17 protein-coding genes and 4 pseudogenes are annotated in these 26,930 nt (G+C 61.7%); 13 read left to right on the forward strand and 8 right to left on the reverse strand.

Annotation, left to right across the window (positions count from 1 at the left end):
- From I6H87_RS32670 to I6H87_RS32705, 8 genes and pseudogenes are all read left to right on the forward strand, one after another.
- Complete coding sequence (locus I6H87_RS32670; protein ID WP_041688639.1) at nt 1-1,443, forward strand: hypothetical protein; 1,443 nt, start codon at nt 1-3, stop codon at nt 1,441-1,443.
- 249 nt (nt 1,444-1,692) lie between these two features.
- A complete protein-coding gene (locus I6H87_RS32675; RefSeq protein ID WP_011154026.1) occupies nt 1,693-2,904 on the forward strand; it encodes a DNA-binding protein in 1,212 nt (403 codons plus the stop codon).
- A complete protein-coding gene (locus I6H87_RS32680; RefSeq protein WP_011154027.1) occupies nt 2,888-3,157 on the forward strand; it encodes an H-NS histone family protein in 270 nt (89 codons plus the stop codon). Before I6H87_RS32675 ends, I6H87_RS32680 begins: the two co-directional genes overlap by 17 nt.
- Before the next feature lie 205 nt (nt 3,158-3,362).
- Nucleotides 3,363-3,776: pseudogene (locus I6H87_RS32685) on the forward strand (DUF3010 family protein).
- A 3-nt stretch (nt 3,777-3,779) separates the two neighbouring features.
- Entirely contained in the window at nt 3,780-4,877 is a 1,098-nt protein-coding gene (locus I6H87_RS32690; RefSeq protein WP_011154028.1) for a protein kinase family protein, read from the forward strand.
- A pseudogene (locus tag I6H87_RS32695) lies at nt 4,874-5,457 on the forward strand (DNA-binding protein); the annotation flags it as partial. The gene I6H87_RS32690 and the pseudogene I6H87_RS32695, both read left to right, overlap by 4 nt.
- Nucleotides 5,458-5,725: 268 nt before the next feature.
- On the forward strand, nt 5,726-6,751 hold the full coding sequence (locus I6H87_RS32700) for an AAA family ATPase (RefSeq protein WP_011154030.1): 1,026 nt from the start codon (nt 5,726-5,728) through the stop codon (nt 6,749-6,751).
- 154 nt (nt 6,752-6,905) lie between these two features.
- A complete protein-coding gene (locus I6H87_RS32705; protein ID WP_328706771.1) occupies nt 6,906-9,227 on the forward strand; it encodes a S8 family peptidase in 2,322 nt (773 codons plus the stop codon).
- A 328-nt stretch (nt 9,228-9,555) separates the two neighbouring features.
- Here the strand turns inward: I6H87_RS32705 and I6H87_RS32710 are convergent, their stop codons facing one another.
- Both I6H87_RS32710 and I6H87_RS32715 read right to left on the reverse strand, forming a co-directional pair.
- Nucleotides 9,556-10,614, reverse strand: a complete 1,059-nt coding sequence (locus tag I6H87_RS32710; protein WP_011154032.1) for a GNAT family N-acetyltransferase — start codon at nt 10,612-10,614, stop codon at nt 9,556-9,558.
- Nucleotides 10,615-13,053: 2,439 nt separating this feature from the next.
- Nucleotides 13,054-13,425: pseudogene (locus I6H87_RS32715) on the reverse strand (integrase core domain-containing protein); the annotation flags it as partial.
- 196 nt (nt 13,426-13,621) lie between these two features.
- Here I6H87_RS32715 and I6H87_RS32720 point away from each other — a divergent pair.
- From I6H87_RS32720 to I6H87_RS34590, 5 genes and pseudogenes are all read left to right on the forward strand, one after another.
- Entirely contained in the window at nt 13,622-14,266 is a 645-nt protein-coding gene (locus tag I6H87_RS32720; RefSeq protein WP_011154035.1) for a DUF1326 domain-containing protein, read from the forward strand.
- Nucleotides 14,263-15,051, forward strand: a complete 789-nt coding sequence (locus I6H87_RS32725) for a DUF2182 domain-containing protein (protein ID WP_011154036.1) — start codon at nt 14,263-14,265, stop codon at nt 15,049-15,051. The genes I6H87_RS32720 and I6H87_RS32725 overlap by 4 nt, the downstream gene beginning before the upstream one ends.
- Before the next feature lie 42 nt (nt 15,052-15,093).
- Entirely contained in the window at nt 15,094-15,321 is a 228-nt protein-coding gene (locus I6H87_RS34585) for a GDCCVxC domain-containing (seleno)protein (protein ID WP_082236118.1), read from the forward strand.
- Nucleotides 15,322-16,353: 1,032 nt separating this feature from the next.
- Entirely contained in the window at nt 16,354-18,252 is a 1,899-nt protein-coding gene (locus tag I6H87_RS32730) for a potassium transporter Kup (protein WP_011154037.1), read from the forward strand.
- A gap of 317 nt (nt 18,253-18,569) precedes the next feature.
- Nucleotides 18,570-18,792: pseudogene (locus I6H87_RS34590) on the forward strand (CheR family methyltransferase); the annotation flags it as partial.
- A gap of 19 nt (nt 18,793-18,811) precedes the next feature.
- Here the strand turns inward: I6H87_RS34590 and I6H87_RS32740 are convergent.
- Genes I6H87_RS32740 through I6H87_RS32765 form a run of 6 tightly spaced genes read right to left on the reverse strand, consistent with a single transcriptional unit; the run spans nt 18,812 to nt 26,865 of the window.
- The gene (locus I6H87_RS32740; protein WP_011154041.1) at nt 18,812-19,573 is read right to left on the reverse strand and encodes an HpcH/HpaI aldolase family protein; all 762 of its coding nucleotides are present in this window, start codon (nt 19,571-19,573) and stop codon (nt 18,812-18,814) included.
- Nucleotides 19,560-20,804 (reverse strand): type III PLP-dependent enzyme, encoded by a 1,245-nt coding sequence (locus I6H87_RS32745; RefSeq protein ID WP_041688643.1) that lies wholly within the window; start codon nt 20,802-20,804, stop codon nt 19,560-19,562. The genes I6H87_RS32740 and I6H87_RS32745 overlap by 14 nt, the downstream gene beginning before the upstream one ends.
- Nucleotides 20,801-22,645 carry an IucA/IucC family protein gene (locus I6H87_RS32750; RefSeq protein WP_011154043.1) on the reverse strand — a complete coding sequence of 615 codons (1,845 nt, stop codon included), beginning with the start codon at nt 22,643-22,645 and terminating at the stop codon, nt 20,801-20,803. The genes I6H87_RS32745 and I6H87_RS32750 overlap by 4 nt, the downstream gene beginning before the upstream one ends.
- A 28-nt stretch (nt 22,646-22,673) precedes the next feature.
- On the reverse strand, nt 22,674-23,849 hold the full coding sequence (locus I6H87_RS32755; RefSeq protein ID WP_011154044.1) for an MFS transporter: 1,176 nt from the start codon (nt 23,847-23,849) through the stop codon (nt 22,674-22,676).
- Complete coding sequence (locus I6H87_RS32760; RefSeq protein ID WP_011154045.1) at nt 23,846-25,663, reverse strand: IucA/IucC family protein; 1,818 nt, start codon at nt 25,661-25,663, stop codon at nt 23,846-23,848. The genes I6H87_RS32755 and I6H87_RS32760 overlap by 4 nt, the downstream gene beginning before the upstream one ends.
- Nucleotides 25,660-26,865 (reverse strand): ATP-grasp domain-containing protein, encoded by a 1,206-nt coding sequence (locus I6H87_RS32765; protein WP_011154046.1) that lies wholly within the window; start codon nt 26,863-26,865, stop codon nt 25,660-25,662. The genes I6H87_RS32760 and I6H87_RS32765 overlap by 4 nt, the downstream gene beginning before the upstream one ends.
- Between the last annotated feature and the right edge of the window lie 65 nt (nt 26,866-26,930).

Here is a 26,930-nt window from a genome sequence, read left to right on the forward strand (position 1 = left end):
ATGGCGGCCTACCCATCGGTGAACTGGTGGCCGGGAAACCTCCGTCCGTACGAGTCGAGGCTGTCGTTCGTCGCCCGCTTCTGCGCACTGAATGGCATCAACGTCCGAAAATGCGCGGAGTTTTTGAGGGTGGAGCCCGATGGCTGCACGCCGCTTCCGATCGACGAAATCAAGCGCCTGGCGTCCGTGCTCGGTGAGGCCGCGCCGCTTGTCGAAGACGTTTTCTCGCCTTCCATACGGTTCATCGATGTCGGCCGTTATGGCCCGCCTCCCGATAGTCGCGAGCGACGTGCCATCCGCTATTGCGAGACCTGTATGCAGCACGGCTACCACAGCTACCTGCATCAGCTTGGGTGGCTTTCGCGGTGCCCATTTCACCTGAGCGAGCTGAAAACGACCTGGGCGCAGAAGCACACCGCCAGCTTCGTGTCGCAGCGTGTGGGCGCGTTGGAGTTCGTGATGCGGCAACGCTGCAGGACATGGCCGCACGGCATTGATGCCGGCTTTCCCGCCCGAGAGCAGGGGCGTGTTGCGTCGCTCGCCGGCTGGGTCGCACGGGCGAGCGTCGCTGCCGCGCGCATGTCGCTCGGCGAGATCTGGTCGTCGGGCAACGATGGCATGCCGGGGGCTGTCTCCCTCGACCAAGCGTTCGCTCAGCTGCGCACGCTTGAGCCCCCGCCCGAGGACATCGAGCAGCTCCTTATCGAAGCCGGTGATCGGTGGACTCTGGAAAGCCACGTGTTTGCGCGGCAAGCGAAAATCCAACTCGGCCACCTCAGGTTGTGCCACCTCAGCTTTGCCGACGTTCTTCACTTCTATATACGCATCAACGCCGCTTCGGCGAATCCGTCTTCGTTTGTCACGCGCCTGAATGCCATCCAGGACCGGCAGGCTCGCCATGGCACCTGTCGCTGTCGGTGGAGGCTGACCAAGGAGGGACGGCTCTCGCGCTGGGTCAGCGTGCGTCCAGAGGAGGGGCCCCGCTGGGGCCTGATCTGTCCATACGATATCGCGCTCAACGAACTTCAACTCGGCTGGGGCCGTTCGGACCTGGCGCTCTCCAATCGGCCGGCGGAGCAGGAACGGCGGCGCTTTTGCAGCGTTTCTCACGCGATGCGCGACTTGGGCCTCATCCGGTATACGCGGGATGCAGCGGTAGCGCCGGCGGGCTATCTATATGCCGATCAGGACGTCTGGACCTGCTGCGAGTGGGTTCGGGAGTCGCCGCTAACCGCAGTGCTCGATATGGCGGTCGCGTGGGAAACCGAGCTGACGTTCGACGCGTTGACCACTTGGCTAGATGACATCGATCGGGGTGTCGCTCCGCTTGAGCGCGACGATTCCAAGTCTTGCGTCCGCCTGCGCGAAACCGACGATGGCCTCTTGCTGATCAAGTGGACGAGGGCAGAAGCGAATGTGCGTCGGGGGCTATCCCGGATCTGAACACGACGTACCGTGAGCAACGTGAAGCCGTTGGCTTGCGGCGCGCCAGAGTTTCGGCCCAGGGGGCTCGGAACAAAATTGTGCAGACAACGGTAACAAAATTGTGCAAACCAACGCGAGCCTCGAGAGTCACACTCAATCTCAATATTATAAACATAAGCGCAGTTATGTCTAAAGTTATACGGCAAACGTTAGCTATTAAACGTAATACGTAGTAATATATATAGTCACATAACTCGCTTTTTCGCGATGCCGGCTGTCGACCTCGATCTGACCGACGCCACGCTGCAGGCTGATTTGGCCGAGCTGCGCGGGCGCTTTCCCGAGACCCGCGCGCTGTATCGCGAGGTCTGCGGCCTGCTGTTCTTCCGCTATGGCGTCACGCCCACCGCCAACAAGCTCTACAGCCTGGTGCGCAGGGGCAGCATGGGCACGCCCGCCGAGGTGCTGCAGGCGTTCTGGCAGGAATTGCGCGGGCGCACGCGCGTCACCATCGACCATCCCGACTTGCCGGAGGCGTTGAAGGACATCGCGGCCGGGGCGGTCCAGACCATCTGGCAGGCGGCCAACGAGGCCGCCACCGGCGAGCTGGCCACGCTGCGCGCCGAGGCCCGCCATGCGGCCAGCGCCGCCGAGGCCGAGCGTGATGCCGCGCGGACCGAGACCGCGGCGGCCCGGGAGGAGGTGGCCGCAGTCTCGGCGCAGCTGGCCGAGGCGCGCGACGCGCACGCTGCCGTGCAGGCGGAGCTGGCCGCGCAGCGGCAGGCGCACGCGGCGACTCAGGCCCGGTTGGAAGCGGGGCGGGAGGAACTGGACGCCGCCGGGCGGCAGCTGGCGGAGCTGCGCACCCAATTCTCGACCGAGCTCGAGCGCGCCCGCGAGGCGGTGGCCCTCGCGCAAGAACGGGCCGAGGCCAGCGAGCGGCGGAGCCTGCGTGAGCTGGACGCGGAGCGTACCGCGCGCCAGCAGAGCGAGCGCACGGCCGAAGCGTTGCGCGGCGAACTGGTGGCGGCGCGCAGCGAGGCCCGCGACGCGGCCGTGGCGCAGGCCGAAGTCCGCGCCCGGCTCGAAGCCCAGGCCGCGGCGCTCGCCGATCGGCTCGCCAGCGCCGAGCAGGCGCAGCGCAAAGTGGCGCACGACCTGGACGCGGTGCAGGCGGCGTTGGCCGCAGCGCAGCGCCGGGCCGAACGGGCCGAGGCCGAAGCGGCGCTGGCGCGCCAGCTGCTGGCAGAATTGCGGGTGACGCCACCCGGGCGGGGGGACGGTGGTGGCGGGCGGCGGCGCAAGGCCGGCAGCCCGGCGCCGACCGAACAGGCGGCGCCACGCGAAAAACTGGACGACAAGCAGGACGGACAGCAAGAAAATGACAGGCAGGGCGTGCCGACGGCCGCTTCCAACCCGGATGACGGCAGCGACAGCAGTGACGACAGCAACGACAGCGCCAATGACAGAAATCAATGAGCGGGCCGCGGCGATCCGCTGGATCCAGGCGGAGATGGCCGACTACGGGCTGACCATGGAGGAGCTGGCAGCGGCGGGGTGCTTCGATCCGCCGCCCCCTCCGCCGCCGCCGCTACCCGCACCAGCGCCACCGCCAGTGGTGTGCTACCGCAACGCCGCGGGGCAGACTTGGGACGGGCAGGGCGACATGCCCGACTGGCTGCAGCGGGCGGCCAATGCGGGGCAGTCGGTGGAGTTTTACCGGGCCGGATAGGACTTAATATTATCCCCGCTTCAACAGCAGACCGGTCTGGGGCCGTACTCCTTTTGATAGCGGATTCCCCTTATCTTGGCTTGGCCCAAACTACTCGCAGCTTCTTGGTCGTATCGGACAAATATCACAATCTCTTAGCAATATTGTGACAGAATCCCACTGTCGCTGACAGTGACGTCCGTGCTAATTATTTGGAGATCGATGAATGGTAGTCGCTGGTGTCTTTTTGAAGGCAAACCTCGCTCGAATCGTTGCGCTCACCGGTACTCGAGAGTCGCATACATTAGTTGGCAGTCGATTCAATAAACTCGAACTCATCAAAAATCCGTCACAAGATGATGTCGAGGTCTTCGTGCAGGCGCTCAGAGCTTTTTGTGCTGAGCATTAAATAGACAAAATTGTGGTAAATCGTAGGGCAACTTCCGGGCAAGGCGCAGGTGGGGCAGGAACATTTCTGATTGAGGGCGTTCTGCTTGCCACGTCGCCCGCGCCGCTAACCTTTGCCCACAATGCGACCATTGCGGCGACTGAGCGGAGGGAGAATGGACGTAAAACTAACCGCCCCGCTACGGCAGATATTGGTAAGGCGTATGACCTGGCTTACGAGGGGTTGAATTGATCCATGGCTCTTGATATTTCAAATTTGCCACAAGAAGCCATCAGCGCACTAAAGCAATTTCCAGAGTTTGAGATCGCTTCATTCAACGACTCTGGAGCGAACGGATATGTACTTATTGGCCGGCATAGCGTGCTCCAAAAGGAAGTTGCTATAAAGATATATTTCCACGGGGAGAGTGATATTGATCAAGAGCCAACGATTATTGCAAAGATAAATCACGAAAATGTCCTGAAAGTATACGACGCAAGAAAAGTGGGAAAAGATTGCTCATATTTCATGACGCCAGCGGCCAGTGAAGGTGATCTCGCAAATTTCCTAGATACGTATTTTATTTCACTTCCTCTGGCTCATAAGCTGCTATGCCAACTTTTATCTGGAATTGCGGCATTGCATATGAGTCCGAATTTGCTTGTGCATCGGGATTTGAAGCCCGAAAATCTGTTGGTTCATAACGACAATCTCTTGATTGCTGATTTTGGTTCAGTTCGGCGAATCGATGAGAAAACGGGTAGTGCACCGGCATCGAAGCACAGCATTTTGTATAGACCGCCTGAAGCTTTTGGTGAGGACTCATTCTTTAATTTTTCCTCAGATATCTACCAAGCCGGACTTATTGGATTTTTGTTATTTGGTGGGTCCTTGAGCAATGATTTGCTTAGTTATTTGACAAAAAAACAAAAATCGGAGCTTACTGGTATTCAGGGTGGGTATGAGCTATCCATTTATGTGGATTCTTGCATCGAAAAAAAAGTTTCACGCGGAAATTTGGCTGACTTTTCTACTCTTCCTTTTTACATTCCAGCGGCCATTAAGCGCACATTGAGAGCAGCCATTTCTTCCGCCGACAAAAGATATTCCAGTGTCAGCGAATTTCTCGCAGAATTATCTCGATTAAGAGGAAATATGCCAGATTGGTCGACCCGACGTGAGGGTGTTCTGCTTCGCAATTGGAATGGACTAGACTACCGAATTCCGCACGACGAAGTCGCTATATTGAAGTGCAAATCAGGAGCCGAAAAGTATCGCTACGACAAAAGTTATAATTGTGGCAGCTATGCTGAGCTATTCGATCAAATGAAGGAGCGACTCGGGCTGCCATGACCTATTTATGGCACACGCCGGCCCTCGACCTCGATCTGACCGACGCCCCGCTGCAGGCCGACTTGGCCGAGTTGCGCGCGCGTTTTCCTGAGACCCGCACGCTGTACCGCGAGGTCTGCGGCCTGCTGTTCTTCCGCTACGGCGTCACGCCCACCGACAACAAGCTCTACAGCCAGGTGCATGGGCAAGCCCGCCGAGGTGCTGCAGGCGTTCTGGCAGGAGCTGCGGGGACGCACGCGCGTCACCATCGACCATCCCGACTTGCCGGAGACGCTGAGGGACATCGCGGCCGGGGGCGGGGCAGACCATCTGGCAGGCGGCCAACGAGGCAGCCACCACCGAGTTGGCCACGCCGCGCGCCAAACCATCGAGTGGGGTCAGGCGACGCTGGCCGCGGAGCGCCAGGCTCACGCGGCGACGCAGGCGCGGCTGGAGCCGGGGCGGGCGGAACTGGACGCCGCCGGCAGGGAGCTGGCAACTGCGTACGCAATTCTCGACCGAGCTTGAGCGTGCCCGCGAGCAGGTGAGTGGGCTGAATAATCAGCGTAGTGTCGACTTGCGAGATTCCAGCCGTCGCCTTGGCAACTACGCTGATCCATTTGAGGCGGGTTCTCAGCGTTGAAGGGAGGACCGGCCCTCGCTCATGGGAAGTTGGGTGTTCTGTTGCGGAGAGGCGACCGCTACTCATTGAGTGCGGGTCGAACCTCTGGAAATGGGGCGCGGATGTTAAACTGAAGGCAGTCAACCGCCGTCACATGTGCTGTTGACGACACGGCTTGCAGCGCGGATATCAACGGTAGCGGGCAGCGTCAGTATCAACACGCCACATTCCGGAGGAAGTTCGCATCATGGCCAGCGCAGACCAGATCAAAGCGCTCGTAAAATCGCACATCGATCAGGACGATGGGAAGTTCTATTCGATTGCGATGCAGGTGGCTGCCCATGAGGCCAAGGTGGGGCATGGCCGATTCGCCGTAGAGCTGCGGGATATGGTCGACTCGGCCAAACAACGGGCGGCGCGGCCGACGGCAGGTCAAATAGTGCCCATTGCACGCCCGCGTGGCGAGATTGCGAATCTCCTCCATGTGAGCTACCCGTCGAACCGACTGGCGGATATGGTCTTGGATGACGGGGGGCGCGAGCAGTTGCAGCGGATACTGAAAGAGCAGCGCATGCTTACGCGGATCCGCGAGCACGGACTGTCTCCGCGTCGCAAGCTGTTGCTGGTCGGCCCCCCTGGTACGGGGAAGACCATGACCGCTTCGGTCCTTGCCGGCGAACTCGGGTTGCCGCTGTTCCTGGTGCGTCTCGATGCGCTGATTACCAAGTTCATGGGCGAGACGGCCGCCAAGCTCCGGCAGGTATTCGATGCCATCTCGGACGTGCGCGGCGTGTACTTCTTCGACGAATTCGATGCGATTGGTTCCCAGAGAGGCATGCCGAACGACGTCGGGGAAATCCGTCGGGTGCTGAACAGCTTCCTGCAGATGATCGAGCACGATCAGTCAAACAGCCTCATTATCGCTGCCACGAATCATCCGGAGATCCTCGACTACGCGCTGTTCCGCCGCTTCGACGACGTGATCGAATATCACGTCCCCAGCGTAGCGCAATCCGCGTTGTTGTTGCGTTCCCGACTGGGCTCGTTTGCGCCGAAATCCTTGCCGCTCACCGCGCTTGCCGAGACGGCGATGGGGTTGAGCTATGCGGAATTGCGCCGGGCGGTCGACGAAGCGATCAAGGAAGCGCTGATGCACGACGAGCCGAAGATATCGACGGAGGCGCTGGAAGCTGCGCTGGTCGAACGGAAGAAGCTGAACCAGAGACTGAACAATAAGAACTCGCAACCACATGCCGGTCCCGCCGCAAAATAAGCGTCGCCATTTACTGCCCACGGGCACATCCACTTCTTCTCCATTTACTGCACATGCCGCCAATGGCCGCGGTCGGCCTGTCGTTCCCGACTTGCCACGGCAGCAGCATGGACAAACGCTCCAGGCGCAAATCGAACGGCTTCAGGCGGTCGCTGTGGCCGCCCATACCGAACAGGCTGCCCTGGGCCTCTCCAGCGGCCTTGGCGTCCAAATCCAGTTTGCAAGCCAGCCCAATGTTGAGCTTGCAGTGCAGAGCCTCAGCGCCGAGCGCGGCAACCCCCGGAGTCACATCGAGCTTCTGAGCGTACGGCAGGACGGCGAGCAGACTTTTGCCAGCGTGTTCGTCCCCGAGGGGAAGCTCGCGCATTTCGAGGGCTATGTCGCGGATTACCTCGGCGAAAAGAAGAACAAGGCCGGCGGGCCACTCGACCACAAGCCGCTGATCAATACCATTGCCGCCATCCAGCCGATCGAAATCCGCACGCTCTGGACCGACGAGCCCGAGCTCTTGCCAAAAGATCAGGACGAAGGTTTTTGGTGGGAGGCGTGGCTGCCGGTCCGGGGTAACCGAAACGCGGTCATTGGCGATTTCAAGGCGTTGATGCAGCGTGCCGGCTGCCAGGTGCCCGACAAGCAGACCGATTTTCCCGAGCGTACGGTGGTGCTCATGTATGGGAGCCAGAACCAGGTCAAGACCTCGCTGCTCTCCCTGAACTGTGTCGCCGAATTCCGCCGCGCCAAGGAAACGGCCGACTTCTTCGATACGATGGGCGTTGAAGAGCAGCGCGATTGGCAGCAGGATCTAATCCAGCGGACGCATCTCGCTGCCGCCGAGGATGCTCCGCGGCTCTGCCTGCTGGATTCCGGAGTGAACCGCGGTCATGAATTACTGGCTCCCCTAATGGCCGAGGATGACATGTACTCGGTCGAGAAGGATGGTCGGACCGATGACGAGGCGAATCACGGTACGGGCATGGCGGGCCTCGGTGCATATGGCGATCTCACCGAGGCGATCGAGTCGAACGCGCCCATTGCGATTTACCACCGGCTCGAGTCAGTCAGGCTGCTGAAGGAGGCGGGTGCGAACGCTGGCGAGCCTGAGCTTCATGCGCAGCTCTTTGGTGAGGCCGTCTCCCGCCCGGAAATTTCGTACCCGGACCGCAAACGCATCTTCTGTTCGGCCGTCACGGCATCGGACTACCGAGATCGGGGCCGCCCCTCTTCATGGTCGGCCAAGGTCGATAGTCTGGCCGCAGATGCCGACAACGAAGGACAGTTTCCGCGGCTTTTTGTACTGTCGGCAGGCAATACGAACGATATCGATGCGTGGAACGCCTACCCGGACAGCTTGTCGACGAATCTGATCCATGACCCCGGACAAGCCTGGAATGCCTTGACAGTTGGGGCGTGTACCGCCAAGACGACTGCGCATGCAGGCTACGAAGCGATCGCTGAAGAGGGCGGCTTGAGTCCGTATTCGACGACTTCGGCTGCCTGGCAAAGCGCATGGCCATTGAAGCCTGATGTCGTCATGGAGGGTGGCAATGTCGCGCGCGACAATTTTGGTGCCATCGGCATGGACAGCCTGCAGCTGCTGTCCGCCCACCATCTGCCCCGTGAACGAGTCTTCACCACGTTCAACGCGACCAGTGCCGCAGCAGCCCTGTGCGGAAAGCTCGCCTCGGAAATTGCTGCGGAATATCCTCAGATGCGGCCGGAAACCATTCGCGCCCTGATCGTGCATTCGGCGGAATGGACGGAAGGAATGCGCAAGGCGTATCTGCCTGCGGCGCAACCCGGCAAGGCGGCCTATGCGCGTTTGATCAGGCATTGCGGATGGGGCGAGCCGTCATTGGACCGCGCGCTCTGGAGCGCGTCCAATTCGCTGACACTCGTTATTGAGGATGCACTGCGGCCTTATAAAAAGGAGCGCGGTGTCGGTCCCGCTTCGCGGGAGATGAACCTACATGCGCTGCCGTGGCCGCGCGAGGAACTGGAGGCGCTGCAGGGGCTGCCTGTCCAAATGCGGGTTACCCTTTCCTACTTTATCGAGCCCAATCCGTCAGCGCGCGGAAGCGTTTCAAAGTATCACTACCCGTCCCATCGTCTGCGTTTCGACGTGCAGCGCCCGCTCGATGCGACGACGGAAGCGTTTGTGGCACGCGTGAACGCTGCCGTCGAGCGTGACGATGAGGATCCTCTAAACGCTGCGGACGCGGACTGGTATCTGGGTGATCGGCAGCGCCATCGCGGCTCCCTCCATCAGGACGTATGGGAAGGCACGGCTGCGGAACTGGCGAGCCGGGGGGTCCTCGCCGTGTATCCTGCACCGGGATGGTGGAGAACCCGCCCGGGACTGGAACGCTTTGACAGCGTGGCCAATTACAGTCTGATTGTTTCCATCAGGACCGAGCAGAATCAGGTCGACCTCTACAACGCAATCGCAAACCAAATCGCAATAGTAAACCAGGTGTGAGAAGACGACGCGACTTTATCGCTGATTGGCTGCTCGTCCGAGTCAGCCATAAAGGCGTTGAGAAGGCCGGCCAGGTGTTGCGGAAGTTTGTCCGCCGCCTTCTGAGTAACCAATCCCGCAGTAACCAATGTACGCCGGATAGTGCTACCGCTGCCCCAAGCTGTCGAGGAATACCTGTCGCTTCTGGATCGCGATGCCGCGCCGTTGAACCTGCGGTGTCGACGCGCAGATTTTGCAGAATGCAGGTGATCCGGCGGCACTGGCGACGCGTCCTTGTTCCCGAGCACTTGACGCTCGGGTAATTGCACAATGTCATCCAGGTCATACCTCAGGGCTTGCGGAGCGAACGCAGGAACAGGTAGGTCAGAAGTATGCGAGATGGGGTCTTCTGAACAAAGAAGTAAGGCTGCGGCCTGCCTCCGAATCCCCTGAAGAAGCGCTCGACCGGCTCCAGCACCGAACCTTCGAAGTCAAACGTGCGCGCCACGCCAGAGGCAAAGCGGATGGCGTCCCAAATGCACAGGCTGCTAGCGCCGCTGGTGCGCAGCTTCGGGTCCGAGCCGGCCATTAGGTAATAGGCGACTTGTCCGTCCCAGACCAGATAGACGCCTGCATGACGGTAGCCCTGTTTATCCACGGCAATGAAGATCTTGCGGGCCCCTCGCGCCGCGCATGCAGCGTCCAGGCGGCGCACGTAGTCGTCGGTATATGGCAACGGCATGCGTTGCCGGGTGAAGACCTGCCGGTTAAGTTGGATGAACTCATCGATACCGAGGTCGTCGCGCACCTGCAGACCATGGCGGGAGCCCGCTTTACGGATTTCGCCCCTGATGTTGTGCTGCATGCCATTCCAGAGCGCGGCCGTATCCGACAGGTCATCGAGCACGTACGTGTACTTGGTGGTCTGGCGGAATCCCTTCCAGGCAAAGGGCAGCCAATTGGTCTGGCTGGGATCCCAGTGCTGTTGGAAATGGTCGAACCGCGGCAGTTGCCCAATCAGTTCGTCCATCAACTCCTTCTGTTGACCCAGCATCCTCGCCGGCTTTCCCGCCATCGGTGCCAGCCACGGTCCGGCCATCTTGGCCAGCGCTGGCTGGGCGATTACTGAGAACCCATACAGGCGCCGGGGGGCGTAGGGAAGGCTTGCGACCACCTGTCCACCGCGTTCCACCAGGGCAACGCCCCAGTTCCCGGGACCGGCGGTGGCATCCAGCCACCACGCCTGGCTGAACAGGGGAATATTGGCCGTATTGCAAAGCTGACGGTATCGGCGTTGCGCCGCGTCGCCCCCAGTGTCTGTGTCAGGGATCTGCTTGACTGAATCAGCGGGCCCACTTGCGGCTGGTGCATTAGGATCAGCATAAGGTTTGCGCAGATCGTCGAACATATCGGGTGGCTTCCTCGAAAAGTTTCCGGCCCGTCCTCATGCCACGCACCTTAACTTCGGCGAGCGGTAGCCCGCGCCTGAAGCTGAAATGACGATACATTGCATTCCCACGCAGACGACGAGGCGTTGGTGTATTAGGCAACAAAACCATATGTATGAGCTTGCAAGCAGCCAACCATAGGGAGCTCAATATGTCATGGCGAAGAGAGGGCTCAGTGCTCACAACCATACTTAGCCCGGCAAGTTCGGTTTTCCATGGTACGAGTGAAGCCGTGCTTTTGGATGGACCTTGACCCGCAAGGCTTCGCCAAGAAGCAGCTCTGGTTCCCAACTTTGGAGGGGGCGGTCGCCGCAGGCTGGGCGCTGGCCAAGCGATAGAATGCAGAACTGCACATAGATCGACACGACGTAGCCTTTTCCAATAAGGAACGGAATGTCAGAAACAACCAATCAGTCCGGAACCGCTACCTGGTCGTATGAAGAGCTTACGGCAATCACGGAGGAGTCCCTCCGCCTTCTTCTGGAGAAGTCCCACGGGGACATCTCCACTGGTCGCCGGGACGAGTGGGTCGCGTATGGCCTTTATCTTGGGTGGTCAAAGCAGACTGAAGGTCGAAGGAAGCGTGAGGACGATGAGCGGCTGTACAAACTTACCCTGCGATTCAGGGGCGCAGGTTAGACGGACTCCAACCTGGAGACATCGCTGACATAAGCGCTAAGGGTCGCTCCCCCGAAAGGCTTCCAACCTCTGCGACTATATGTCCGAAAATACATCACCCAATTGTGGTATGAATCCGGAAGCATGGGTATACTTGCCTCCGGGTACACATTTCATGTTGTCCCACATCCCGTTGAACCCCCGGTCCCCCGGGGGTTTTTTTCGCGGTATCAGAATGCTGACCGGCCCGAGCGGCTGCGATGAAGTAGTCGCGATTGGCAGCACGGCTGTAGAGGCTTGGCTGGGCTGGATTGACCTTGGTTAGCCTTGGATTTGCGAGTTGCGAGTTATGCAAGGCCCTGATTTATAAAGCGTTATCGGCCACGCACGATGCGCCGAGGTGCCGTTCCGTTGTCTTGCAGACATTTGTGTGTCCTCACGCTGCGTTTCCTAAATGAAACTTAGGATAGTGCTGTGTGTGCCGCGAGCAAGTTACGGCCGGCATCAATGCCATCGGTGCCGTGATCCAGAGTGCAAATCAAGCAGGCGAGGACAGAGCCGGACGCGTGCGCTAGCGTCGGACGTTGGCGTCAGGGACGCAAACAGAGTGAACATATGGCACACCCAAAGCAGCTCACTCCTCGAACATGGAACGGCGCTGAGGGCGCTCCCGGACTGTAGCTAAATTTCACCTGACAGGCTTGGATGGCCGTGATTGGCTTCCGGTAACCTTTGTTTTGCAATTTGCGAGTTGCGCAAGGCGCTGATTTATAAAGCCTTCTAGTTTGTCACCAAAACTCGTTGCGATGGCGGCGGTGATGGGTGCGGCGCTTGCGGCGGTGGGATCGGCAATTCGAGGATGCGCCATTGGCGCAGCGGCTGGGTCAGGTCGTCGGCGAGTAATAGCCTACGATCATGCCATGTCAGATGCCAGCTGCTCTCCATGATATGCTTGTGCTCCCACTTCATGGGCCTGGCTCATGGGGTGATCCAACAGGCGCTCCAGCATGTCCTAGAAACAGGCATAGGGCTCGATCAGCAAGTGAATCTGCGCGTGGTCGCCTCGCGAAACGTCTGGCTTTTCCTGCGAAGCTGACACCAGCTGGCCGGGTTCCCGATAAAGGACGCGAACTTGTCGAATCAAGCATCAAGGCGCTTCAAAGTTCATGTTGCTCTTGGGTCCATCAGCATAGTCGATCGACATTCCCTATTTGAGATCGAGATCCCGAATCGGCGGCGGATACTCGAAAGCCATAATGGCCTCCAGGTTTCCGCTAGCGGTTGTCCTAAACACTTCAATAAGGAAGCGACGCCCGTCGTGATGCACGCCACTAACGTGGTAATAAACACGACCCTTCCACTGCGTCAAGCCGACCTCGAGTGGTAATTTAACACCTAACCGGCGCGCATAGTTGTTCAAACGAGGATCGGAAACTAGATCATTAAGGTTGCCCATGTCGCTCAGCGCTGCGCCAATTGGCGATCCAAAGAATCATAGTTCGATACAAACCGACATGCAAAAATCGATAAATGTCTTTCAGGTTTCAAATCGATCTTGCAATTTCTACATTCGAACTTTTGCAGTCTTTGCATGATTTTCATAACCAGGAGCCACGGGCTGACCAACGAACAGCTGCATATGTCAGCATTTGCGGCCGGCGTTCAGTGAGAGCTTACGAGGCCGTCTTACAGTTCTCCCGCGAAGCAAACGAAATGCCACAGAGGTAGTTTCGCTTGTTCGGACAAAGAGCCGGAGTTTATAAGTGGAAGCGCTGGTGCAGTCAGGCTGCCGCTTTGATTGCTCGCAGCGTGGCGAAGTATGCCTTATCCGGGATCTGGTCTCCAGACTGGAATAGGGTCGTCGTTCGTTGTACCAGGTCACGTAGTTCGCGATAGATCCGCGCGCATTGCTGACCGAGTCGTAGGCTTTCAGATAGACCTCCTCGTATGCTGCGCCAAAGTCGTTCGACGAACACGTTGTCGCGCCAACGGCCCTTGCCGTCCCTCGACAGCTGGATGCCGCGGCCAAGCACGGCGTCGGTGAACTGTGCGGCGGTGAACTGGCTGTCCTGAACGGTGTTGACGATCTCCGGCGTGCCGTATTTGGCAAAGGCCACCTCAAGCGCCTCGACAGCATGGCCACTCTCCAGTGTGAATCGCCAGACCTGACGCCTTCGGCCCCCGCCAAGAAGACACAACTGGGGGCCCGCAGCTTTTTGACTTTGCCGATTCGCTTCACTAGATTCGAATCAAACGATCGAGGAACAAGCATTGATGGCACCGAGCGAGCCCCGAAGTGGCGCTTGGTGTACATTCAGAATGCAGGGAAACAACCATAGGACAACAACCATGACCCCCTGGGAAATTCAAGGTACCGAGCTGATTAACTGCAATTGCTCATACGGTTGCCCTTGCCAGTTCAACGCGCTACCGACCCATGGTTTTTGCGAAGCCATGGGTGCGATTTCGATCAGCAACGGCTTCTATGACGTCGTGCGACTCGACGGCGTCAACATCGCGGTGGTGTTCAAATGGCCGGGTCCGATTCACGAAGGCAAGGGCAAGTGCCAGCCAGTTGTCGACGAACGGGCTAGTCCGGAGCAACGTGATGCCGTTCTGAAAATCATGTCGGGTCAGGATACCGAGCCATTCGCAACGATGTTCTCTGTTTTCGCGTCGACGCTCGAACAGGCTTACGATCCTATCTTCACGACGATCGATTTCGACGTCGATGTTGATGCGAGGCGCGGCCGAATTCATGTCGAGGGGGTATTCGACATCGTGGGAGAGCCGATTCGGAATCCGGTGACGGGCGCCGAGCATCGCGCTCGAATCGATCTGCCGCTCGGCTTCGAATACGAGATTGCCGAAATCGGCTCGGGGACGAGTCGCTCGCAAGGCAATATCGCGCTGAATCTCAATAGCACGTACGCGCAGTTCGCACGACTGCATATGAACAATAAAGGTCTCATCCGGCATCATACTGCCACATGAGCTGCATCGAGAATTTCCTCGGCCGTGAGCGCGTAATCACAGCACTTGGTATTGTTGCTGTTATCGTGTCGTCGTGGTACTACTTGTGGACTGGTGCGGGAACGGGGATGGCTGCACTCGACATGACGGCAGTCGCATTGTTCCCGCATCGGCTGGCAGATGGCGGCAGCATGGAAATGTCGCTAGCGACCGTGGTCGTGATGTGGTGGACGATGATGATCGCAATGATGACGCCCAGCGCTGCACCGCTTATCTTGCTGTATCGGCGCGTCATTCGATATTACGGCGCGCCGGAATCGAGATCACTCGTTCCGTCGATGCTTCTTTTGGCTGGCTATCTGACTGCTTGGCTTGCGTTTTCGATTTGCGCGACATGGCTGCAGATGATCCTGCAGCCCACCGGGCTTATCTCCGCCATGATGTTGTGGTCGAAGAGCGCGGTCCTTTCTGCAATCGTTCTTGCTGCAGCAGGTTTCTATCAGTTCACGCCGCTCAAGCGCGCTTGCCTAAAGCAGTGCCGTTCGCCGGCGAATTTCCTTACTAAGCATTGGCGCTCGGGAGTCGCGGGAAGTTTCCTGCTCGGCATGCGTCACGGGGCGTACTGCGTCGGCTGCTGCTGCTTGCTGATGACGCTGTTATTCGTGGGCGGGGTGATGAACGTCTTGTGGATCGCGGCGCTGTCGCTGATCGTTTTCGTGGAAAAAATCGTGCCGGGCGGCGATCGGCTCGGCCGCGTGCTAGGGGCGGTGTTGATTGCCTGGGCCGGTGTGACGCTGCTGGCATGAATGACTGTAGATTCGCCTCGACAGGTGTCAAGCCAAACAACTATGAGCAAGATTCTGCTTGAATCGACCCTCACTTGCCCGCACTGTGGCTGCGTAAAAAAGGAAGTTATGCCTACGAATGCATGCCAGTTCTATTACGAGTGTGGCCACTGCGGTGCAGTTATGCGGCCGAGGCGGGGTGACTGCTGTGTATTCTGCTCGTACGGAACAGTGAAATGCCCACCGATCCAACAGAAAAAAGGATGCTGCGTCTCGCTTCGCGGGGCGTGAACTGGCTGGAGTTCAGGAATAGGAGTAGATGACCCTTGGTCTGAGAGTGCCACATGGATAGAGAAAGCGCCGCGTGGCCTGTGCTCCCCTGGTTCACATAATGACAATGACTCCAGGAATCGCAGGAGCGTCTCGGGTGGCCGGTACCGAGCTCGCTGCCCATCTAGCGGATTCATTTGAGCGCGCTCGTTCTTCATCGTCAGGCTTCGGCCGAGCAACCATTCAATCTCAGTTGCCCTGACGCCGGACTGCAACCATCACCATGGCAGGCGAATGAGTAGTGCCAACAAGGGATCCAGCTTGATGTGGGAAAAAAGAACCCGCCGGAGAGGCGGGCAGTTCAAAGGAGGTAAAGTGAAGGATATAACCTTCGATTCCAGCATACATGGAACGTGGGCCGGCGCGCTGTCGGATTGTGTCTGATTACGCTGGCGCCCCATCTCATGAAGGGACTGCTTGCGACGTCTCATGCTATCGCATGATTTCGTCTGGCAAGATGCCTCGAAGACCTTATGCTGGAGGTCGCAGGAAAGGGGCCAGTGACCTTCGCTCGACTCGCCTTGAATACAGGCGGTCTTCTGGTTAAGGCCCACGATGGTGCCGATGTGCTCGTGCAAAGGCTGATCGGTGAGGAGACGGTATCGCCGAGCAGGAAGTCTGCGCGCTGCGCTCGTTGCGGTGAGGGCGGTATGCGTGCGGCGGTGGCTGCGGCGTCACGGCGGCGTAGGAAAAGACCGGGCCGGCGCGTTAAACGTCCCCGACCACAGCATGGATCAGATGGTCTGCGATGTAGCGACAGTCATGCCGATATGCAAATTGCTGGTGCGGTTGATCATTCGGTCAGATACTTAGGTGCAGGGCAGCAAGGATGTCCATGATGCGCAATGTAGCGGCTAGCGCGGCGGCGCCAGTTTTGTGGATCTGGCTGACCGGGCGAGATGGTCGATCGTCTACCGTTCATCTAGAATCGCACGAGTCCATTCAACTTGCCTTTCAGCGATCTGCCGATGAGCGATTAACAAAAATAATTCGATGACCCAGTCCGCCACCGCTCATTACTTCGTCGAAAGCCCCAGTACAGGAGCCTTGGTGCTCGGCGCGGTCGGTGTCGTCTTCGGTGATATCGGCACTAGTCCGCTGTATGCACTAAAGGAGTGCTTCAGCAAGGAACACGGCATCGCCTTCAGCCCTGATGCCGTGCTGGGCGTCATCTCGATTCTGTTCTGGGCCATGATCATCGTGGTCTCCATCAAATACGTGGTGTTCGTCATGCGTGCCGACAACGACGGCGAGGGTGGGGTGTTGGCGCTGATGGCGCTGGTGCTGCGCACCGTGGCGCAGCGCTCGAGGAAGGCCAAGATCCTGATGATGTTGGGCATCTTCGGCGCCTGCATGTTCTATGGCGACGCCGTGATTACGCCGGCGATCTCGGTCCTGTCGGCAGTGGAGGGACTTGAGATCGCGGCTCCCCAGCTTTCGCAATTCGTAATACCAATCACGCTGGTGATCCTGGCAGCGCTGTTTCTGATCCAGCGCCACGGCACCGCAGCGGTTGGAAAGCTGTTCGGGCCTATCATGACGACGTGGTTTGTTGCCTTGGGAGCGCTTGGCATCCTCAACTTGGTCCAGGCACCGGAGATTCTGAAATCGATCAATCCTTATTACGCCATTAGCTTCTTGGTCGAGCACGCCCTGCAGGCCTTTATCGTGCTGGGCTCAGTATTTCTGGTGCTGACCGGGGCCGAGGCGCTATATGTCGACATGGGCCACTTCGGCGCGCGCCCAATCCGCATCGGCTGGTTCGTCCTCGTAATGCCGTGCCTGATATTGAATTACTTCGGCCAGGGCGCGATGCTGCTGCACAACCCGGCCGGCGTGGAAAACCCGTTCTTCCTGATGGTGCCGGAACTACTCCAGTTGCCGATGGTGCTGCTAGCGACCAGCGCCACCGTGATTGCCTCGCAGGCCGTGATCTCGGGTGCTTTCTCGTTGACCAGCCAGGCGATCCAGCTCGGCTTCGTGCCGCGCATGCGCGTACTCTATACCTCTGCCGCCGAAATCGGCCAAATCTACCTGCCGGTAGTCAACTGGCTGTTACTGGTGCTGGTGATCGGCGTGGTCATCTCGTTCAAGAAGTCGGAGAACCTGGCTGCGGCTTACGGGATCGCCGTGACCACCACCATGGTCATCACCACCTTTCTGGCAGCGGTATGCATGCGCAATGTGTGGAAGTGGGACCCGGCGCTTGTGGCGGTGCTGGGCACTAGCTTCCTGCTGGTAGATCTAGCATTCTTTGCCGCCAACCTTCTCAAGATCGCCGAAGGTGGCTGGTTCCCACTGCTGTTGGGCAGCGCTGCATTCTTTATGCTGATGACCTGGTACAGCGGACGCAAGCTGCTGCGCGCGCGCAGCCTGGAAGATGGCATTCCACTGGAGCCGTTCATTGCCGGCCTGCTGGCGCACCCGCCGCATCGCGTCGAGGGCACCGCGGTATTCCTGACCGGAAGCATCGACACGGTGCCGGTGTCACTACTACATAACCTTAAGCACAACCGCGTGCTGCACGAACGTGTGGTGTTCCTGACCTTCGTTACGCGCGACATCCCCTATGTTGATGACGACCAACGCGTCAGTTGCAAAGACCTGGGCGGTGGCGCCTTTATCCTGAAGTCAGAATACGGCTTCAAGGAAACGCCGGACGTGCAGAAGGTGTTGGACCTGGCTGACCGCAAGCTCGGCATGCATTTCGAGTTGATGGAAACGTCATTCTTTATCGCGCGTGAATCGGTGATCCCGTCCAGGCTTCCGGGCATGCCGATGTGGCGCGAAAGCTTGTTCGCCTGGATGCATCAGAACGGGGCAAAGCCATCGGATTTTTTCCAAATTCCTGCCAACCGTGTGGTCGAACTGGGCACCAAGGTGGAGATATAAACGAACCGCCTGTATTAGTCTATTGCCGGGCGCTACATACTTAGTGGTCAGATAAGACGCTAAATTAACCTCACAGCGAATGCTCGTCACCGAACAGATCGCTCCGCATCCATCGTCGATTTCCTCTCTCCGCGATGGCCGGCAACGAATGCGGCGCCATTCAGTCCGCGCGCCGACGTATCGGGTCAGCCACCGGGTAAAAGGGGTAAAAGCGTGCGCGTGCCCTCGGCATTGGCGCGCTCGGCGGCAAAGCGGGCCAGCACCAGCAGCGCCTCGCGATGCCGGAAGAACAGGGTCTCGGGCACCACCACCGCCTCGAACCCTATTCGATCGCCATAGCCCTGCTCGATGCCGGCGTGCCCACGGCGCGCTTCCGCATCGACGCGGTCGACGTTAGCGCCCGTGCGCTGGCGCGCGCGCCATGGCGAGTACGGCGGCAACGCCTTCCGCAGTGGCCCGCTGGATTTCCGTGACCGATATTTCACCGCCGGCCCTGCAGGCTACGCGCTGGACCCGCGCGTGCGTGCGCAGGTGCGGCTGCCAATTCACACCACGGTTGTTACCGATAGCCCGTCAGCAACTGCTTCATGGCCCGAAAGGCCGTAGCGCGGTCATCGCCGAGCAGAAAAGCGTGGACGCCCAGTTCTCGCCAGTGCTCGCACTGCCCGATAGCGCGGGGGATGGCACAGAAAGGCACACCACGCGCCTGGCAGGCTTGCGCGATGCGCTGGATTGCGGCTTGAACTGAGGGATGCTGCGCATCAGCCGGCACGCCAAAACTTTGCGACAGGTCGATCGCGCCTTCGAGCACCATGTCGATGCCCGGTACAGCGACAATTTCGTCAATGGCGTCTACACCTTCCCGGTCCTCGATCATGGCCACCACCATCAGCTCCCAGTTGGCCCGCTGGAAGTAGGCCGGCAACGTCAGCGTGCCGAAGCCGGTCGTCCGGCCCCCAGTAATGCCGCGCGTGCCGAGCGGATGGTAGCGGGTACTGTTGACCGCCAGCTCGGCCTCCGCCCGACTGCGCACGTGGGGCACCACGATGCCCTGCGCCCCGGCATCCAGCACGCGCAGAATGATATCCGGCGCCGCCCGAGGCACTCGTACCAGGGCAGTGATGCCGGCGCATTCCGCGGCACGAATCATGTTTTCCAGCGTCTGTGGATTTACCCCAACGTGCTCAAGATCCAGGATCACAAAGTCGAAGCCGGCATAGCCGATCATTTCGGTCACCAGCGGCAATGGCAGGGAATTGAGCAGCCCGAACACCTCGCGCCCGGCAGCGAGTGCGGCCTTTAGCCGGTTAGGCTGCAGCATGAGCATCCTCCGCAGCAAGGTAGCAGTGCTGCGGGTGCGGGTGGCGCAGGAAGTCATGGTGCGAGATATGCCAGGCGTAGGCGCCGGCATACGGGAACACCACCATGTCTCCGGCACGCACACTGTCCACCGGCGCGTCCTGCGCGAGGACGTCCTTCGGCGTGCAGAGCTGGCCGACCACGCTGACGCGCGCGTCCCGCACGCCGGGGCGGGCAAACGGATAGCGCCACGACTCGACCGGCAGCACCCGGAACGGGTGGCTGTGCCCTTGCGCATAGGGCGTGCGGAAGTGGTGCGTGCCGCCGCAGGCCACGACGAAGGCGCGGTCGAAGGCGTGCTTGACGTCGATCACTTCCATCGCGTAGTAGCCGCAGAAGGCGGTGATATAGCGCCCGCATTCAAGGCGCACGGTCAGCCCGTCGCGCTGCGCCGACAGCGCCGGCAGGCCTTCGGCAAAGCCGGCCCAGTCGAACTGCCGCTCGGGCTCGCGGTAATTGACGCCGATGCCGCCGCCGACGTTGACCTGGTCCAGCGTGTCGAGCCCGTATTCCGCGCGCCAGCGCCTGACCTGTTGCAGGTAGGCGTCGAGCAGGCGCAGGTGGGCGGCGGCGTCGAGCTGGTGCGACATCAGGTGGAAATGGAAGCCGCGCAGACGGATTTCCGGGTGTGCGCGCAGCCACGCTAGGCACGCGGGGAGCTGATCTCCGGCGATGCCGAACGGAGTGGGCTTGCCGCCCATCATCAGCGTGGTGGCCTGCAGGCCTTCAATGGCCAGGTTGACGCGCAGCAGCACCGGGGCGGTGACGCCGCGCGCGCGCGCGAGCCAGGCCAGGCGTTCGAGTTCATGCAGGCTTTCCACGTGCAGCGCCTCGACGCCGAGCTCCAGCGCGCCGGCCAGTTCCGCATCGGTCTTGCCGGGGCCGCTGAAGATCAGCGGCACGTCGGCAAAATGCTCGCGCACCCAGGCCAGTTCGCCGCCGGAGGAAATCTCGAAGCCGTGCGCCAGCGGCGCCAGCGTCTGCAGGATCGGCAGGTCGGAGTTGGCCTTGATCGCGTAGAACAGCTCGAAACCCGGCGGCAGGCCGCGCGCGGTGGCGGTGGCATGGCGCCGCAGCGCCTCCAGGTCGTAGACGTAGGTGCTGAGCGGGGCGCTGGCGTTGGCAAGCGCATTTGCAAGCGCGTTCTGCAGGTGGTCGGTGACGCGCGACCAGCGCAGTTCGGGGGCGGTCATTGCCATGCCGCCTCCACGCCGGCGAAGGGAATGGGATTGGCGACGGGCACGTAAGTCGAGGCGCGGTCGGCGCGCTGGAAGAAGCGGTTGCTGAAATTGGTCTTGGCCGGGAACGGGCTGCCGGCGAGCAGGCCGTTGATGCGCCGGGCCGAGGCCGCGTTGCCGTAGCGATGCTGGTAGGTATGCAAGTGATGGCGCACGACCGACCACAGCCGCGTGGTCATGGCCGGGCGGCTGCCACCCAGCTGGGCGATGACCTCGCACAGGTTGTTGACGAACAGGCAATAGGCGACGCGGTTCCAGCCCTGTTCTTCGTCGTACCACAGCGACGACCGCGCGCGTTCACTGAGTTCTGGCATGGAAGACGCGGGATGGCACGACGGCGTCAGCTTCACCCCCTCGAAGTCGCGCAGGAAGAGTTGCGCGGGCAGGTCCTGGCGCAGGCCCAGCACCACGTTCTGCAGGTGCGGTTCGAAGATGACGCCATGCGCGAAGAAGAGATGGAAGACCGGGTAGAGCAGTTGCGACACATAGGCGGAGAACCAGCGCTCGGTCATGGCATCCACCGTGGTCCCGGCCTGCGCGGCGAGCGCCGCCAGCAGCCGCTGCATGCGCGCTTCGCCGTAGTAATGGTTGCCGAACAGCGAGCCGGCCAGCAGCGGCACGCAGTCGGGCGCGCGCAGCGTATCCACACTCTGGCGCAGGATCAGGCCGAAGCCTTCGATGACCTGGCGGTTCTGCTCGGTATCGGCGTCCTTGAGGTCGACCGACAGGAAGGCCGGCTCCTCCATCAGCGCCAGGCCTGGGAACAGCCGCGCCAGGTCCGGCAACAGCGGACGCAGCACGCGGTTGACGTGCATGGCGCTTTCCAGCTCGTACCAGGCGTTCTTGCGCACGCAGTTGGTAATGCGGATGTTCAGCGACAGCTTGTAGAAGTACGGGTTGCCGGGCTGGTACAGGGTCCGGATCGACGAGGTGGGAAAGAAGTCCGCGCCCTGCGTGCCCAGGTCCTGCAGGCGGCCGCTCGCCAGCGCATCGTGCACCAGCGGATGCTCGCGCAGGTAGCCTGCCTGCCAGGGGTGGACCGGTACCGCCACGCGGTCGGCCGGCACGGCGGGGGCATTCGCTGCGATCAACTGGTCGCAACTGGCGTCGCGCAGCGACTGCTGCGCGATGTCGCCGCGCGGCACCGCGAACCATGCCAGCGGAAAGCGGGTGCGCAACTCCGGCGAGTAGCGCAGCAGGTCATCGTCGGAGAAGCCCTGCCGGCTCTTCGGCGTGGGGTGGAACGGATGGCCGAAGGTCAGCGATTGCTCGGAATCGATATAGGCCTCCACCGGATCGGCAGGAATCGTGGCGGGCACCGGCACGGACAGCACTTCCGTGCTCACGGCGACGCTGTTGCGGATCTGCTCCATCAGCTCGGTGTTGGGCGGCAGCTCGTGCTGCTGCGCCATCTCGCGCAACAGCAGCGCGGCCAGCGCTTCCCAGTCGAGCAGTGCCCACGGCTTGTTCTCGGCCTTGTGGAATACCGGCGAGAGGTAGCGGTAGTTGCCGGTCAGCCAGGCACCGCCGACCACGGACAGCAGCCGGCCGTGGATATGCGGCAGCTGCACTTCCAGCACTTGGGCCGGCTCGCGCTGCAGCGTCATGGCGATGGTCGCGGGCCAGTCGTTGTGCCCGGCGGGCGGGCCGACGCGCAACTGGCCGGCGGGGGCCGCGACCTCGCGGCAGTAGCAGTTCAGCAGTGTTTCCTGGCAGCGCCGCGCGGCGGCCAGTTCCGCCAGTTCCGTCAATACGCGGCGCGTGCCGGCATGTTCCATCTTGGTTTGCACTTGCATTGTCTTGTGACCTCGTTCTCGGGAGGGATCAGAGTGCGCTTATGCGCTGTCGGGCGGTAAGGAGCAGGTAGGCGACGGCCGGCGCGAGCAGCGCGGCGCCTAGCAGGTAAGGCGCGCGCTGGCCGGCCAGGCTGACTGCCGCGCCGGCGCCAAGCCCGGCCACCACGCCACCCCATTTGGAACTGCTTTCGAACCAGCCGAAGGTGCGGCCGGCGTTGCCGGCGTGCACCACGCTTGCGACCAGCGCATGCAGCGCGATAAAGCCGGCCGTCATGGCGATGCCCATCAGCAGGCGCCAGGCCACCAGCGCCGGCAGGCCGAGCGGCGCCGCTTGGGCCAGCAGGGCGATCACCAGCGTGCCGTAGGCGGTGGCGAGCAGCCCCAGCGACGGGGCCAGCCCCAGCCGCCGCGACAGCAACGGTGCCGCGGCCAGGTACACCAGGTGGGGCAGGCCGAACAGCAGGCCGGCCGTGGCCGCGGAGATGGCAGGCATGCGCTGCTGCATGTCGGGGATGAAGTACGGGAACGTCACCACGGTGGCGAACACGAAGGCGAACTGCAGCACGTAGATCTGCCGCGGCGTGGCTGGCGCCGATACGCTTGCGCCGCCCGCGCGTGTTGCCGGGCGCTTCGCAGCGCCGGTGGCTTCGCCGGCAGGCAGCCATGCGATCAGCGCCGCGGCGGCCAGCGGCAGCAAGGCCAGCCAGCGGTACAGCACGATCGGCGATTCCGCCCCCATCCACAGGCCCAGGCAGGCGGGCGCCGCTACCAGCGCGGCGCGCGCCGACCACTGCATCGCCGTCAGGCTGCGCGTGAGCGTGGTGCCGCTGGCGACCGTTGCCAGGTAGGCGTTGGAGGCCGAGAACGTGCCGCCCAGCACGCCCTGCAGAACCAGGGCCGCCAGGAACGCAAACGAGTTGGTCGCATAGCTGGCCAGCAGGAAGCTTGCCGCCAGCCCCAGTTGCGCGCGCATCAGCAGCGGCTTCTTGCCGAAGCGGTCCGCGAGCCGGCCCCACCATGGCGCCGACAGCGCCGCCAGCAGCGTCGGCACCACGTAGAACGCGCCCGCGAGCCACGGCACGTCGTTATGCAGCGAGCGCTGCAGGATCAGCGCGAAGAACGGCGGCATGCCCAGCGCCGCGAAGGCGGCGATGAAATGGCATAGCATCACCACCGCGACCACCTGTCGCGTGCCCGCGCTCATGCGGCCACCCGCAGGAAGTTGGGCGCGCGCTTGCCGTAGAACTTGTTGACGTCGGTTGCGCCGGTCTGCGCCTTCTCCACCAGCGATGCAGCGGTCAGCAGGTACTTGAGGTGCAGGCGGTCGTCGTCGAGCAGCACCTGGCGGGCGAAGCCGGTGTCTTCGCCGGCGGCGGCCAGGTCGGCAAGCACGGCCGCCACGTGGTCCCGCACGCGCGCGTAGCCGGCGGCCGGATCGGTGCCACGACGCTGCGCAAGGCCTTCCACCAGCGCCGCGATATTCAGTTGCAGCGTGATGGTGACGAACATCTGCGCCAGCGGCAGCGCCTCGGCCACGCCGATGCGCTGGTCTTCCAGGCCGTCGAGGCGGGCCGCCAGCGCCGGCCAGCGGCGACCGAGCGTGCCGCGGTCGATGCGTGCCGCATCGTTGTCCTTCAGCAGCAGGCGCAAGCCATCGTCGGAGTAGACCAGCATCGAGTTCTGCTGGTTTGACTCCAGGGCAATGCCGTAGCGCAGCCATAGCGTCAGGTGCAGTTGCAGCGTGAGCGCGAGGTAGGCGTCGAACCAGGCATCGAGATCGCCGCCATGGTAGCGGCCGGCGAGTGCCTCGGCCACGCAGTTGCCGCTTGCGGTCTCGGCGAGCAGGCCGGCCACCGACACCACGGTGGCGTTCGCCAGTTGCTGCTCGGGGTAGCGGCGCAGGATGTAGCCCAGGAACGGTCGCTGGTCCACATGGGCGCCGTTGGCTTCATCGGTGAACAGCACCTGTCCGTTGAGGCCCGGTTCGCGCCGGACGATATCGCCAAGCAGTGACTGGATGCGATGGCCGTCGCCGATGGTGCTGGGCTTGATGGTGCGGATGTTCCTGGCGCCCAGGGTGCGGATCGTGAGCGGCAGCTTGACGTGCCACGCGGGCGCATCGAGCAGGACCAGCGAGCGCACCGACAGGGTGGGCGACACGCGCAGGTATGTGCGCGGCGCGCGGATGACCTGGCAGTCGAGCCCGGCTTCGGCCATGAAGCCGTCCAGATGGTGCTGCCATACGAACGGATGCACGGGCACCAGCGCATGCGATGCGGCGAGCGCGGGATCGAGGCCGACATCGGCGAAATCCGGCCAGTTCGGCGGCAGCGCGTCGCCGCTGGGATGATGGCGCTCGCGCGGCACCGCCAGCCAGTTCAACGCGAATGCGGGCTGGAACTCGGGCGCGTAGCGGGCGAGATCGCTGGCGGCAAAGCCCAGCTTGGCGCGCGCGGTGGGGTAGTAGGGGTGGTCGAGGAAGCCCGCGACGCGGTCATAGTGCAGCATGCGCTGGTCCCATGCCGGCAGCGCGTGGCCGTCTGCGCTGTGCGGCTGCGCGAACCAGCGCGCGCGTTCGGCCATCGAAGCCTTGCGGTGCTCGACCGCCGCACGGCATTCATCGGCGTAGGCGGTGAACAGCCGTGCGTCTTCGGCAGGAAGATCGCCGGCAAATGCGGCCAGGATGGCATCGACGTCATGCAGCGCGGCGAACGCTCCGGCGTCTTCGCGCAGCAGCGGCGGGCGGGTCAGGCGCCATTCCTGCATGTAGCGGGCGGGCGTTACCGGGATCCACACCGTCCCGGCGCCAAGGTGCGCCACGCGCAGCCACTGCTGGCCGGCGTCGAAACCATGCGCAGTGGCGGCGGGTATAGCGGCAGTGTCGCGTAGTTCGCCGCGGCTGGCGCATGCGCGGACATCTTCGCGCAGCAAGGTGTCGACGACACGAACGCAAATATAAGCCGCATCCGCATCCGGCGCGGCAGAGAGCCCCGGTTCTTCAGGCAGGCACGCGGTCATTGTGTGATCTCCCAGGCGAGCTTGCTACTGGCCATCTCCACCGCTGCGGCAAGACCTTTGAGGTCGGGACCGCTGCCGCGCAGCACGCCCAGGTAATCCTTGTTCGAGTTGGTTAGCTGAATGGCGTCGCCCACCTTGCGCAGCGGCTGGTAGGTCAGGCGCACGCCGTCGCCTTCATGCTGGCTGTGGCACGGCGCATGCCTCAGCGTGCCTTCGGCCTGGGCCGTGAAATATCGGATCCAGGCCGCCCGCTTCGGTACCTCGAGCGCCGGCAGGGCTTCGCCCAGGTGCAGGCGCAGGACCTGCTCGAACAGCGGGAACTGCAGCGTGTCGGACAGCAGGAACTCGCGGTAGTCGCCGATGCTGCGGTAGTTGATCTCGATGAGGCGCGGGCCCTTCGGGGTCAGCACGTATTCCGTGTGGCAGGCGCCGAAGCCGATGCCGAAGCGGCGGATGGTGTCCAGGACTTCGGCCTCGACCGACGCCGGCAGGCCGGTGCCCCATACGGCTTCCAGTTCTACGAAGTACGGCGGCGGCGACAGGGTCACGCGGAAGCCGCCCAGCGCGCGGATCTCCTTGCCATCGCCGAGCGTCTCCAGCGTGTACAGCGGGCCCTCCAGGTATTCCTCCAGCAGCAGCGCCTGGCCGGGGTGCCGGACCCAGATCGCGCCGCAATGCTCGGCCAGTTCGGCGTGGCTGCGCGCCAGGCTGACCTGCTGGCTGGCCACGCCTTCGCGCGGCTTGACGATGCACGGCATCGGCACATCGGCGAGGGCAGTCAGGCCGGCGGTATCGCAGACCACCGCATGCCACAGCGTGTCGATGCCCGACTCCGCCAGCCGCCGCCGCATTTCCGCCTTGTTCTTGGCGGCGTAGGTGGTGCGCCAGTCCTTGCCCGGTAGGCCGAAGTAGGCCGCTGCAATCGCCGTGGCCGTCTGCAGGTGATCGCTGTTGGAAAAGACTGCGCCGGGCTTGCCACCTCGTCTGGTGATGGCATCGATGGCAGCCAGCGGATTAAAGACATCGCACGGAACAATATCATCCGGGTAGGCGGGCAGCCCTGCGCTAGCGAAGTGAGCGCGATGGGCATCGGCGCAATCAGTCAGCATGACCACGGACAGGCCTAGTGCTCGTGCGGCAGGCAGAAAACCTTCGTTAATGGGGGCAGTAGGGACGTGGGCGAGTACAAAGATCTCTTGCATCGATATGTAGCTTTATGAGAGATGTTGCAAATACAAATTGCAATGATTCGTATTACTGTCGATGG

This window comes from Cupriavidus necator (assembly GCF_016127575.1).
In the GTDB taxonomy this organism is placed as follows: Bacteria; Pseudomonadota; Gammaproteobacteria; order Burkholderiales; family Burkholderiaceae; genus Cupriavidus; species Cupriavidus necator_D.